Below are 11925 nucleotides of genomic sequence, written 5' to 3'. Positions count from 1 at the left end.
GTTGCAAATTTATATAAAAATACCATTTAGCACAGAATGAATTCCAACGAAATTGACATCCACAAAGAACTCAAGAAGTATTTTGGTTTCAACCAATTCAAAGGTCTACAAGAACAAGTCATCAAAAGTATATTAGCCAAGCAGAACACTTTCGTGATTATGCCTACCGGCGGCGGAAAATCACTATGCTATCAATTGCCTTCGCTTATTCAGGAAGGTACTGCCATCGTGGTTTCGCCACTGATTGCACTCATGAAAAATCAAGTCGATGCTATCCGCAGTGTTTCCTCAGAAAATGGCATCGCACACGTTTTGAATTCCTCATTGACCAAGACCGAAATCAATCAGGTCAAAAAAGATATCACTAGCGGCATTACAAAATTATTATACGTAGCGCCGGAATCGCTCACTAAAGAAGAGTATGTCAGCTTTTTACAATCGGTTCCGATTTCATTTGTTGCCATTGACGAAGCGCATTGCATTTCTGAATGGGGACACGACTTTCGTCCAGAATACCGCAATTTAAGGCACATCATCAAGCAACTAGGCAATGTACCGGTTATTGGGCTTACGGCCACGGCCACGCCAAAAGTGCAAGAAGACATTCTCAAGAATCTGGATATGTCTGATGCAAAAACTTTCAAGGCCTCATTCAACCGCCCGAATCTTTTTTATGAAGTAAGAACCAAAACCAAGAATATAGAAGCCGATATCATTCGGTTCATTAAACAAAATAAGGGCAAATCGGGTATCATTTATTGCCTGAGTCGCAAAAAAGTTGAAGCTATTGCAGAAGTATTGCAAGTCAATGGAATCAGTGCTGTTCCATACCACGCTGGCCTTGACGCGAAAACTCGAGCCAAGCACCAAGACATGTTCTTGATGGAAGACGTTGATGTAGTGGTCGCTACCATCGCATTCGGAATGGGAATCGACAAGCCGGATGTGCGCTTTGTTATCCATCATGATATTCCAAAATCACTCGAGAGTTATTATCAGGAAACAGGCCGCGCCGGGCGAGATGGAGGCGAAGGTTATTGTTTGGCTTATTATTCTTATAAAGATGTTGAAAAGCTAGAAAAATTTATGGCAGGCAAGCCAGTGGCGGAACAAGAAATCGGTTTTGCATTATTGCAAGAAGTCGTAGCCTATGCCGAAACATCGATTTCCAGAAGAAAATTTCTACTGCATTATTTCGGCGAAGAATTCGATAGCGAGAATGGCGATGGCGCGGATATGGACGACAACGTGCGCAACCCGAAAACCAAAGTCGAGGCCAAAGACCAAGTGCTCAAGTTGCTCAAAGTAGTTCGCGACACCAAGCATTTATATAAATCCAAAGAAGTGATTTATACACTTATTGGTCGGGTGAATGCAGTAATCAATGCCCACAAAACCGATACCCAGCAATTCTTTGGTTCTGGAAAAGATTTTGAAGAACGTCATTGGATGGCCTTAATTCGTCAGGTGCTTGTCGAAGGTTTATTGATGAAAGATATCGAAACCTATGGCGTTTTAAAAGTAACCGAAAAAGGAATGGATTTCATTGATAATCCGACCTCGTTTATGATGTCTGAAGACCATGAATACTCAGAATCTGAAGACGATGCGATTATCACGGCAGGTAAATCTTCAGGAACCGCCGATGAAATGCTTATGGCAATGCTCCGCGACTTAAGAAAGAAAGTTGCCAAGAAATTAGGAGTGCCACCTTTTGTAGTTTTCCAAGATCCGTCGCTTGAAGACATGGCGCTCAAATACCCAATCAGTATCGAAGAACTCACCAATATTCACGGTGTGGGTGAAGGTAAAGCCAAGAAATACGGTAAAGAATTCGCAGAACTCATCAATCGTTACGTTCAGGAAAATGATGTTGTTCGTCCGGACGATTTGGTCGTGAAATCTACCGGAGCTAATTCAGCCAATAAACTTTACATTATCCAGAATATTGATAGAAAATTAGCTTTAACCGATATCGCCTCAGCCAAAGGTTTGAACATGGATGCACTGATTAAGGAAATGGAACAAATTGTTTATTCCGGCACCAAGCTCAACATCAAATACTGGATTGATGAAATGCTCGACGACGAACAACAGGAAGAAATTCACGAGTATTTCATGGAATCTGAAACCGACCGAATTGAAGATGCGTTGCGTGAATTCGACGGAGACTATGATATTGATGAACTGCGTTTGATGCGAATTAAGTTTATTAGTGAAGTAGCGAATTAATTATTCTTGATAAATCTCGCCCCGATGCGGTTTTAAAACGTCGCGAACAGCAATCATGTCTTTTTCTTCCACAACCATGAAAGCGTAAGCATAACTATCGTCAACGATTTTATGGCCGGTAATTTCCAGCGGTAATTTTTCAATACGAATGTACTCCCGAAGGTGTTTTTCATGGTGGATTGCGGTTTGTATGGCGACCGTTCCCCGAAAGTCCCAAATAAGTTTGATGTGTTGGCCCATTTTTTTAGTGCAAAGATAAACTGCATTCGATTTGTTTTTCTACATTTGAAAAAAACTTAAACACATGAAAAATAATTACTTAAGCATTCAAGCTGTTTTGAAAGGCGCGTTTTCATTGCTGTGCTTGACCTTTTTTTCCAACAATGCGCAAGGGCAATCAGATTATTCCGTAACGCCAATTCCTTATCAAATTTACACCGCTACTTCAGCAGTGCAAGGCACCATGGACGACACTTTTTCGGCACCAATTCCATTAGGTTTTAATTTTGACTTTTATGGCACTTTGTACAGTTCAGTCAACGTTAGCACCAACGGTTACATCAGTTTTACACCGCAAACACAAGGTAGCTTTTCTCCCTGGACATTTAATCAAGCCATTCCTAATGCCAATTTTCCTGCTAAAAATTCACTTTTAGGTTGTTTTCATGATCTCAACAACAGTAATGCAGAAGGAACGATTACTTACTCTATTATTGGCACGGCTCCATACAGAAGATTAGTGGTTCTTTTCAACAATCAATCTCATTTTTCTTGTACACAAACCAAGAGTAGTTTTCAAATGGTTTTGTATGAAACATTAAATATTATGGATGTACAAATCATCGATAAAGGGTTGTGCAGTACATGGAATTCAGGAAATTCAGTTACCGGAATCATCGATCAAACCGGGTTGCAAGCTGTAACGCCTCCGGGAAGAAACACAGGTCAATGGGCGGCTACACAAGAAGGATGGCGATTCCAAAGACCGATATCTACCAATACCTATTTGTTCGCAAAATGTGATGATGACACAGACGGATTGGTGAGTTTCAATCTTCAAGTAGTGCAGAATGATTTGTCTGCAGCCGATCCTTTGCTGGTAAGTTTTTACAGCAACGAGCAAGATGCCATTTCGCAGACCAATGCTTTTGTTAGCTTGAATTATACCAACACTGCCAACAACGAAACTATTTATGCCAATGTAAATGGCGAAATCAAAACGGTTGTATTGCGCGTGGTTGATTGCGCTGCAGATTACGATCTTGATTCAGTAGCCACTGCCGATGAAGATTTGAATGCCGATACCAATTTGGCCAACGACGACACCGATGCAGACGGAATTCCAAATTTCATTGATAACGATGACGATGGCGATTTAATTTTAACTGCTGTGGAGTATGTTTTCCAAAGAAGTGCTAATGCAGCTTTAGCTTATCTAGATACCGATAATGATGGCATTTTGAACTATTTGGATAATGATGATGACGGTGATGGAATTTTGACCATCATGGAAGATGCCAATCAAAACAACAATCCGGCTGATGATGATGTGAACGGAAATAATGTTCCTGATTACCTAGAATTCACAGCTTTAGCAATCGACCAATTTATCAAAAGCCAAGTTACTATTTTCCCGAATCCGGCAAGTTCGGTCTTGAATATTGAGAATAAATCTACCGAAGCTATTTCAAGTATCGCGATTTATAATCTCAATGGCGCCGTGGTGAAAGAAATTAAGTCGAGCCAAGCAGCTTTGCAAACCATTCCGGTGGCTGAACTTAACAGCGGCGTTTATTTCGTAAAAGTCGAACTAAAAGGACAAGTAGTGAATTTCAAGTTCGTTAAGAAATAAATTGAAATTTCAAACCATACAAAGGTTTAGTAGCAATACTAGACCTTTTTTTTGCTAAAATATTTCGTTGAAAGCGCGGAAAAATTATTTTTGTTAGCGCAAAATTCAAACCTATGAAAAATCAGATGGCCCGAAAGTTATCACTTCTTTTTATCCTTGTTTTTTCTTTTTATGCTAAGGCCCAATCGGGTTATAATATTACCGTGAACCTGAAAAACAGTACAGATTCTCTAGCGTATCTTACTTTTTATCAGATGGACAAAACTTACATCAAAGACACTTGTACCAAAGTTAAAAACGGCAAGATTGTGTTTCAAGGCAAAAAGCCGCTCGAGCGAGGTATTTACTCTATTGTAAATCAACAAAAAGCGATTGTGTTTGATTTTTTTATCGACGAGAAATCCCAAAACCTCAAACTTACCGGTGATTCAAATAACCTTAGGCGAGAAGCCCATGCGGAAAACTCAGAGCAGCAGAACGAGTTTTTTTCGTACATCAAATTCCTGACTGCACAGAACGAAAAATTCATCGCAGATAAACAACAAGTCAAAGGCTTGGCCAAAAAAGATTCGATTGCCAAATTGGTTTCCTTGCAAAAAGCCTTTGACAAAAACATCGAAGAATACGAAAGCCGCGCCGCCGAAAAGTACAAAGGCACTTACCTTGGCGATTTTATGAACCTAAAAATGGAGCGCACCTTAAAAGACATTCCGCTAGCTTCTAATGGTCGTCCGGATAGTTTGAAAGTCTACAAATATTACCGCACACACTATTGGGATGGTGCGAATTTCAAAGACGAATCGATTATTCGCAATCCGTTTTTCGTCAACAAATTGCGTAAGTATTTCGAAACGGTGGTGCCGATGCATCCGGATTCTGTAAACGTAGAAATTGACAAAATGATGCTCAAGCCGAATTTGGGAAGTAATGTTTACAGCTTGCTTTTGGCGCATTTTACCTCGACTTACGAAACCTACAACCTCATGGGTTTTGACAAAGTTTTTGTTCACATGGTCGATCATTATTTTAAAACCGGAAAAGCAGCCGGCGTATATGAAGATGATGTGATCCAGCGCATCATCAAACGAGGAGATAAATTAAAACCGTTGCTTGTCGGAGCACCAGCGCCGGAATTGTACATGATTAGGGCTGCTGATCGACCTAAAATGGTGGCCATGGGATTTGAAAATGCCAAAAGCAGCGATGAGGTCACCAAGCTTTTTTATGCTAACCAACAGCAAATTACCAGTATGTTTTATAGGTTGTATGAAGTGAAAGCGGATTTTCTGATTTTGGTATTTTGGGATGTCGATTGCGGGCATTGCCAGAAAGAAATTCCGGTGTTACAGCAAGAATACCACAAATGGCTTAAAGAAAACAAAGACGTCAAAGTTTACAGCGTCTACACCCAACAAGAAGGAGACAAATACCTCAAATATATTGACGAGCACCAACTCGATTGGATCAATGTTTACGATGGTTCGTTCTACAATAACGTCACAGAAAAGTATGATATTTATTCCACACCGGTGATTTATGTGCTCGATAAAGATAAGAAAATCAGGGCCAAACGAATCAGTGTCGAGAAAATCAAAGATGTCATCAAAGAAATCGAAGACGAGTACAAGAAAGCCAAATAATCGACTTGTATTTGTTTGAGCTTACGCGATAAATTGTCATAAGTTTGCCAAAAAAATCACGATGCCTAGAGAATTGCTCATACAAGTAGCCCCGGAAGTAGCTGCTGATTCGGTTTTACTGCGAGAGCACGTAGGCAAGTGGATGCAGGTAAAAACGCCAGAAATCCAGCACATCGCCATTCTCAAGCGTTCGATCGATGCGCGGCAGAAAGCCATCAAAATCAATTTAAAGCTGCTGGTTTATACTGAAGGAGAAAATTATATTCCGCAGAAAATCGAGCTTCCCGATTATCCAGATGTTTCTCAAAAACAAGAAGTAATTGTCGTTGGCGCAGGGCCGGCCGGGCTTTTCGCGGCATTGCAGCTCATAGAATTAGGCCTTAAGCCGATTGTCGTAGAGCGCGGTAAAGACGTTCGCGGTCGGCGTCGGGATTTGAAAGCCATCAACCAAGACCATATCGTTAACGAAGATTCGAATTATTGTTTTGGCGAAGGCGGAGCGGGCACTTATTCTGATGGAAAGTTGTATACTCGTTCCAAAAAGCGTGGCGATGTAACACGCATTCTTGAGTTGCTCGTCGCTTTCGGCGCTTCAGAAGACATTCTTATCGAAGCCCATCCGCATATTGGCACCAATAAATTGCCACAGATTATTCAAGACATTCGCGAGAAAATAAAAGCTTGCGGCGGGCAGGTTTTGTTTGAAACTCGTGTCACCGATATTCTAATCAAAAACAACCAGGTCGAAGGAATCGTTACTCAAGACGGTACTTCGATTGCTGCGCAAAAAATTATTCTTGCCACGGGTCATTCTGCGCGCGATATTTTTGAATTGCTGCACCGTAAGCAAGTGCTCATCGAAGCCAAAGCCTTTGCGCTCGGTGTTCGCGCAGAGCATCCGCAGTCTTTGATTGACAAAATTCAGTACAGTTGTGATTACCGTGGCGAGCTTTTGCCACCGGCACCGTACTCGATTGTCAAGCAAGTTAACGGACGCGGCATGTATTCGTTTTGTATGTGCCCCGGCGGAGTCATTGCGCCTTGTGCTACGGCTCCGGGCGAAGTAGTTACCAACGGTTGGTCGCCATCGAAACGCGATCAGGCTACGGCCAATTCGGGGATTGTGGTCGAATTGAAACTCGAAGATTTCAAGCCTTACCAGAAATTTGGTCCGTTGGCAGGAATGGAATTCCAGAAAAGCATCGAACAAAAAGCTTGGCACTTGGCCGGTGCAACACAAAAAGTTCCGGCACAGCGCATGGTAGATTTTACCCAATCGAAAGTTTCTACAGCCATTCCGAAAACTTCTTATGTTCCAGGTACGACTTCGGTTGAACTTGGGCAAGTATTTCCGGGGTTTTTGACCCAGATTTTGCGTGAAGGTTTCAGAGAATTTGGCAAAACCATGAAAGGTTACTTGACCAACGACTCGATTTTACATGCGCCTGAAAGTAGAACGTCATCGCCGGTGCGGATTCCGCGTGATGCTGAAACGCTGGAACACTTGCAGATTAAAGGCTTGTATCCGTGCGGAGAAGGTGCTGGTTATGCCGGTGGAATCGTCTCGGCAGCGATTGACGGGGAAAAATGCGCCTTGAAAATCGCAGAATCTATTACTCATTCCTAATATCCTACAGCGAAGCGGTCTCATATCCAATAGCAAAACGTCATGCATTCCGACGGTCTTTCGCGTGAGGGGTTGGAGTATTTGTTTGAGCTCTTTTTGCGCTGGGGTTCAGCGTAAAAAAGCGAGTGCGGAAAACCCGACCCTTGTGGTCACGCCATAAAAAAACCGGAAATTACTTCCCGGCTTGATTTATTTCTTTTTCAATCGGTCTTTAAAGACTTTCTCAAACTTCTCTAGTTTGGGCTGAATGACCATTTGGCAATACGGCTGCTCTTTGTTGTTCTGGTAATAATTCTGATGGTAATCTTCGGCTTTGTAAAACTGCGTGAGTGGCTCTAAAGTAGTCACAATCGGGCGGTCATACACCTTAGCCTTTTTGAGCGCGGCGATAATATTCAGCGCGGCTTGTTTCTGGAATTCGTCTTTGTAGAAAATCACCGAGCGGTATTGCGTGCCCACATCGGCGCCCTGGCGATTGAGCGTGGTCGGGTCATGAACGGTAAAAAACACCCGAAAAATTTCGTCGAGGTTAGTGACGGTTTTGTCGTAAGTGATTTGAACGACTTCGGCATGACCAGAACTTCCGGAACAAACTTCTTTGTAAGTCGGGTTGGGATTTTTCCCGCCGGCAAATCCGGAGACAACTTTTTGTACGCCGTTGAGTTTTTCATAAACAGCTTCCACGCACCAGTAGCAGCCGCCGCCAAGAGTTATGGTTTCTAAGTTTGACATATTTTTGATGATTTTGGTTTGTTTTTGTGCGAACGTACTTTGGGTAATAATCGCCAAGATGAATAATAGCTTTTTCATGATTATTGGGCATCAGGTTCAAAATCCAGCGCGATGGAATTCATGCAATAGCGTTTTCCGGTAGGCGCGGGCCCGTCGTCGAACAAATGCCCGAGATGCCCATCGCAACGGCCGCAGAGCGCTTCAATACGCTGCATTCCGAAAGAGTTGTCTTTTTTGTAAACGACACTGTTTTTGTTTTCTTGTTCAAAGAAACTCGGCCAACCACAACTGCTGGCAAATTTGGCATCGGAACGGAAAAGTTTGTTGCCGCAAGCCGCGCAGTAGTATGTTCCTTTTTCGTCGGTGTTCCAGTATTTTCCGGTAAAAGCGCGCTCGGTGTTGGCTTCACGCGAGACGAGATACAAATCTTCGGGCAGCACTTTTTTCCATTCTTGGTTTGAAACACTCAGTTTTTCTTTGCTGGTTCTGGAATAATAAGGATTGGGCATGGCGGTGTTTTGGTGGTTGTTGGTTTTTTCAGTTTTGGATTGTCCGCAAGCCACGCAACAAATCGATAAAACCAACAGGGTTAAGAGTCTGAAATCAGTTTTCATACGTAGTGGTTTTTAATTTTTGGTAAAATTAGTTGGTGTCATGAAGCGGGCTTTGTCGGCTAGTTGACAAAAGGCTTATTTTTACCGAAAACTTAACATTTTTCCGAGTACACAGACTCGCACAAAATTAACGTCAGGGCTTGTTAAACCCTTATAAAACACTCGTTAAACTTATCACAATTTACTTCTAGCGGCAAATGCAATAGGTTTTTTTGTACTTTTGAAACTCAAATTTGCCATGAAAGAAGAACACGTAATTTTAGTCAATACCAACGACGAGCCGATAGGTTTGATGCCCAAGCTTGAAGCACACCAGAAGGCGGTGTTGCACCGGGCTTTTTCCGTTTTTATCGTCAATGACCAAAACGAAATCATGTTACAGCAACGTGCGCAGGAAAAATACCATTCGCCTTTGCTCTGGACGAACACTTGTTGCAGCCACCAACGCGCCGGAGAAAGTAACATCGAGGCAGGCAACCGCAGGCTTCAGGAAGAAATGGGTTTTGCTACCGAACTTAAAGAATTGTTCCATTTTATTTATAAAGCACCGTTTGACAATGGTCTGACCGAGCACGAACTCGACCACGTGATGATTGGGCGTTATAATGGTGTGCCAAAAATCAACCCAGAAGAAGTCGAGGATTGGAAGTGGATGAAGATTGAAGACATCAAATCCGATATGATTGCCAATCCAGAAATCTATACCGTTTGGTTCAAGATTATTTTCGACGAGTTTTACCATTTTTTAGAAGACCATAAAATCTAAACGATGAAAGCCACCTTTAGCAGAAAAGCCCATTTCAACGCTGCGCATCGTTTGTATCGCAAAGACTGGACTGCCGATAAAAACGACGCAGTTTTTGGCAAATGCAACAACCCAAATTTTCACGGGCACAACTACGAACTCATAGTCAGCGTGACGGGTGAAATTGATGCCGAAACTGGTTATGTGATAGATGCTAAATTTCTGGCAGAGATTATCAAAGCCGAAGTAGAAGACGCTTTTGATCATAAGAATTTGAATCTCGATGTGGCTGAATTTATAGATTTGAACCCTACTGCCGAGAATATTGCGGTCGTGATTTGGAATAAAATCCGAAAACGAATTAATGAAACTCTCGAACTCGAAGTGGTTTTGTATGAAACCCCACGGAATTTCGTAACCTACAAAGGTAACTAATGGCGATAAGAGTAGGCGATACAATTCCGCACTTTACCTCGGTGGATGCTCTGGGAAATCAGTTCAACAGCAACGATTATGTTGGTCGAAAAGCACTAGTAATTTATTTCTACCCGAAAGATGAAACTAGGGTTTGTACGGCTCAGGCATGTAGTTTTCGAGACCAATACGAGGTTTTCAAAGAGTTGGGTGCCGAAGTTATCGGAATCAGTAGCGACAGCGTTACTTCGCACCGGAAATTTGCACAAAACCATCGATTGCCTTTTTTACTTTTAGCCGATACCAATCAAAAAATACAGAAACTATTTGGTGTCCGTCGGGATTGGTTCGGTATGATTCCCGGACGCGAAACATTTGTAGTAGACCAACACGGAACAATTATCATGGTTTTCGACAGCACCTCAGGCGAAATCCACATTCAGAAAGCACTTGAGGCATTAAAAAAAATAAATTAAAATGACCACACCCAACTTATATCCGTTACAATTCAAGCCCATTCTCAAAGAACGCATTTGGGGCGGCACCAAACTCAAAACCGTTTTAAATAAACCGATTACTTCGGAAATCACAGGCGAAAGTTGGGAATTATCAACAGTTGACGGCGATGTCAGCATGATAGCCAATGGCGCATTTGAAGGAAAATCATTGCTTGAGTTGATCGATGCATATCCGAACGAAATCTTAGGAACCCAAGTGCATCAAAAATTCGGCAAACAGTTTCCACTGCTTTTCAAATACCTTGACGCACGCGAAGATTTGTCGATACAAGTACATCCAAACGATGCATTAGCCAAAGCCCGCCACAACTCTTTCGGAAAAACCGAAATGTGGTACGTAATGCAAGCCGATCCGAATTCCAGATTGATTGTTGGTTTTAAAGAAGATTCGAATGCCCAAGAATATGTTGCCCATCTAGAAAATAAAACCTTGCTCAATATTCTCGATCAAGTTCCGGTAAGTGTTGGTGATGTTTTTTTTCTGGAAACCGGAACGGTTCACGCCATAGGTGCCGGGCTTTTAATCGCCGAAATTCAGCAAACCTCAGACATTACTTATCGCTTGTATGATTTCGACCGTACCGATGCCCAAGGAAACCAACGCGAGTTGCACATTGATTTGGCTTTGGAGGCTATCAACTACAATAAAGTCGAAGCAAAGAAGGGCTATTCTAAAACCCAGAACGTTTCCAATAATATGGTCGATTGTCCTTATTTTACGACGAATTTTATTGCGTTGCAAGGTGAGATGGCGGTGTCAAAAAACGGTGATTCATTCACGGTGTACATGTGTACCGACGGTGAATTCAAATTGACTCTCGGCGAGAAAGATTATCATTATCGTACCGGCGATACGGTTTTGGTTCCTGCTGGTTTGAAACATTACAGTCTTTCAGGTTCGGCTTCACTGCTGGAAATTTATATCCATTAATTGTTTGTAATCTGTAAAATAGGCGTACTTTTGCCGCATCAAAATAAAAAAACATCATTATGGCCAATGTTAGGAATTTAAAGAAAGACATCAATTACGTTTTGGGCGATATTATCGAAGCGGTTTATTTGTTCGAGCTTTCCACCACAGGAAAACCAACCGATGCTTCCAATGCAGTAATTGACGAAGCAATCAATACTTTTGACGCGCTAATCACCAAAGTGAACGCCAAAAACGTTGAAAACAAAAAGGCACATTTTAAGCAAATCAACACAGAATTGGAACAAGCTGCCAATCAGTTAGTTGCTAAAATCAACGATTTACAGTAATAAATTGCAGTAAAAAAAGTGTGTTTTATTTTGCATATTTAAAATTCACTTTTATATTTGCAGCAACAATACCGCCAGCATAGCTCAGTTGGCTAGAGCAGCTGATTTGTAATCAGCAGGTCGTGGGTTCGAGTCCCTCTGCCGGCTCCTGAAAACCATCACTTTTTTAGTGGTGGTTTTTTTTTTTGAGTATCCATTCTAAGAAATAAAAAAGCCGCAAGCATTCACTCACGGTTTCTATTCTTTTCTATTTTTTTTGAAGCTTTTTCCCGCTGTCCGCTCTATCTTTTT

Annotated in this window: 12 protein-coding genes and 1 tRNA gene; 10 read left to right on the top strand and 3 right to left on the bottom strand. The window is 41.9% G+C overall.

What is annotated here, in order from left to right; genetic code table 11:
* Positions 1–36: 36 nt before the first annotated feature.
* On the top strand, positions 37–2232 hold the full coding sequence (gene recQ, locus G4D82_RS04070; protein WP_166334787.1) for a DNA helicase RecQ: 2196 nt from the start codon (positions 37–39) through the stop codon (positions 2230–2232).
* Here recQ and G4D82_RS04065 read toward each other — a convergent pair whose 3' ends face one another.
* The gene (locus tag G4D82_RS04065) at positions 2233–2472 is read right to left on the bottom strand and encodes a hypothetical protein (RefSeq protein WP_166334785.1); all 240 of its coding nucleotides are present in this window, start codon (positions 2470–2472) and stop codon (positions 2233–2235) included.
* Between the two features lie 64 nt (positions 2473–2536).
* On the opposite strand from G4D82_RS04065, the gene G4D82_RS04060 reads away from it, so the two are divergent.
* The 3 genes from G4D82_RS04060 (at position 2537) to G4D82_RS04050 (ending at position 7351) form a co-directional block, all read left to right on the top strand.
* Positions 2537–4084 (top strand): T9SS type A sorting domain-containing protein, encoded by a 1548-nt coding sequence (locus G4D82_RS04060; protein ID WP_166334783.1) that lies wholly within the window; start codon positions 2537–2539, stop codon positions 4082–4084.
* Positions 4085–4197: 113 nt separating this feature from the next.
* The gene (locus tag G4D82_RS04055) at positions 4198–5724 is read left to right on the top strand and encodes a TlpA family protein disulfide reductase (protein ID WP_166334781.1); all 1527 of its coding nucleotides are present in this window, start codon (positions 4198–4200) and stop codon (positions 5722–5724) included.
* 61 nt (positions 5725–5785) lie between these two features.
* A complete protein-coding gene (locus G4D82_RS04050) occupies positions 5786–7351 on the top strand; it encodes an NAD(P)/FAD-dependent oxidoreductase (RefSeq protein ID WP_166334778.1) in 1566 nt (521 codons plus the stop codon).
* A gap of 189 nt (positions 7352–7540) precedes the next feature.
* Here the strand turns inward: G4D82_RS04050 and msrA are convergent, their stop codons facing one another.
* A complete protein-coding gene (gene msrA, locus G4D82_RS04045) occupies positions 7541–8161 on the bottom strand; it encodes a peptide-methionine (S)-S-oxide reductase MsrA (RefSeq protein ID WP_166334776.1) in 621 nt (206 codons plus the stop codon).
* 2 nt (positions 8162–8163) lie between these two features.
* A complete protein-coding gene (msrB, locus tag G4D82_RS04040; protein WP_166334774.1) occupies positions 8164–8697 on the bottom strand; it encodes a peptide-methionine (R)-S-oxide reductase MsrB in 534 nt (177 codons plus the stop codon).
* Positions 8698–8935: 238 nt separating this feature from the next.
* Between msrB and idi the strand changes: the two genes are divergently transcribed.
* The 6 genes from idi to G4D82_RS04010 all read left to right on the top strand — a co-directional run bounded on the left by idi (position 8936) and on the right by G4D82_RS04010 (position 11781).
* Entirely contained in the window at positions 8936–9463 is a 528-nt protein-coding gene (gene idi, locus G4D82_RS04035; RefSeq protein ID WP_166334772.1) for an isopentenyl-diphosphate Delta-isomerase, read from the top strand.
* A gap of 3 nt (positions 9464–9466) precedes the next feature.
* Positions 9467–9877 carry a 6-pyruvoyl trahydropterin synthase family protein gene (locus tag G4D82_RS04030; protein ID WP_166334770.1) on the top strand — a complete coding sequence of 137 codons (411 nt, stop codon included), beginning with the start codon at positions 9467–9469 and terminating at the stop codon, positions 9875–9877.
* Complete coding sequence (locus G4D82_RS04025) at positions 9877–10332, top strand: peroxiredoxin (protein WP_166334768.1); 456 nt, start codon at positions 9877–9879, stop codon at positions 10330–10332. The genes G4D82_RS04030 and G4D82_RS04025 overlap by 1 nt, the downstream gene beginning before the upstream one ends.
* A 1-nt stretch (position 10333) precedes the next feature.
* Positions 10334–11305 (top strand): type I phosphomannose isomerase catalytic subunit, encoded by a 972-nt coding sequence (locus G4D82_RS04020; protein WP_166334766.1) that lies wholly within the window; start codon positions 10334–10336, stop codon positions 11303–11305.
* A 59-nt stretch (positions 11306–11364) separates the two neighbouring features.
* Positions 11365–11634, top strand: coding sequence for a hypothetical protein (locus tag G4D82_RS04015; protein WP_166334764.1), 270 nt, complete (start codon positions 11365–11367; stop codon positions 11632–11634).
* Positions 11635–11707: 73 nt separating this feature from the next.
* Positions 11708–11781, top strand: a tRNA-Thr gene (locus tag G4D82_RS04010).
* Positions 11782–11925: the final 144 nt, after the last annotated feature.

Source organism: Flavobacterium lotistagni, assembly GCF_011392125.1.
GTDB classification, from domain to species: domain Bacteria; phylum Bacteroidota; class Bacteroidia; order Flavobacteriales; family Flavobacteriaceae; genus Flavobacterium; species Flavobacterium lotistagni.
This window is presented reverse-complemented; position numbering and strand designations above follow the sequence as displayed.